This window comes from Neisseria basseii, from assembly GCF_962707005.1.
GTDB classification, from domain to species: Bacteria; Pseudomonadota; Gammaproteobacteria; order Burkholderiales; family Neisseriaceae; genus Neisseria; species Neisseria bergeri.
The window spans coordinates 1-718 of sequence record NZ_CAUIXH010000055.1 but is presented as its reverse complement, the minus strand read 5'-3'; the positions used below and the strand labels follow the sequence as shown (position 1 = coordinate 718).

The following is a 718-nucleotide window of genomic DNA, read 5'->3' as shown; positions in this document are numbered from 1 at the left end:
CAACAGACCGAATACGGCCAAAGCACTAGCCAAGGCCGTCTGAAAGACCGACCCGAGACGTGGCACATCCACCGGTTCAAACGCAACAACCTCGGCCAACTGATCGAAAAACAAAGCCGCAAAGTCTCCGGCCGCAACGGACAAAGCAAAGACGAAGGCATCAGCCGCACCCGTTTCGAATACGACCCCATTACCGGCAACCTGGCCAAAGCCCGCAACCGACACAGCAGCGTCGAACTCGCCTACGACGAACTCGACCGCCTCATCGGCGAAACCACCGTCCACAACGGCCAAAGCGCCACCGTAGGCTACCGATACGACCCGCTGGGCAACCGCATCCGCACCATCCTGCCCGACGGCCGCCATATCGATTACCTGTACTACGGCAGCGGACACCTGCACCAAATCAGCCTCGACGGCGAAGTCATCACCGACATCGAACGCGACAAACTGCACCGCGAAATCCAAAGGACGCAGGGCGGCATCAGCAGCCTGTACGACTACGACCCCATGGGTCGTCTGAAAAGCCAGCGTACCGTCCGCAGCGGCACACAAACGCATCACGGCAAACAAAACCCGCCGGCCGGCGGCGCCGTCAACCGCCGCTACGCCTACGACAAAGCCGGCAACCTGATTCAAAGTGCCGACCAAAGAAGCGGCGTACTCAATTACATCTACGACAAAATCGGACGCATTCAGGAAGCCCGCAACAGCCAAA

General features: G+C 59.5%; 1 protein-coding gene. It reads left to right on the top strand.

Going from position 1 to position 718, the window contains the following annotated elements; all coding sequences use genetic code 11:
• Positions 1-718, top strand: a 718-nt coding sequence (locus tag Q9I99_RS11270; RefSeq protein WP_369416268.1) for an RHS repeat domain-containing protein, incomplete at both ends; no start/stop codon positions are given.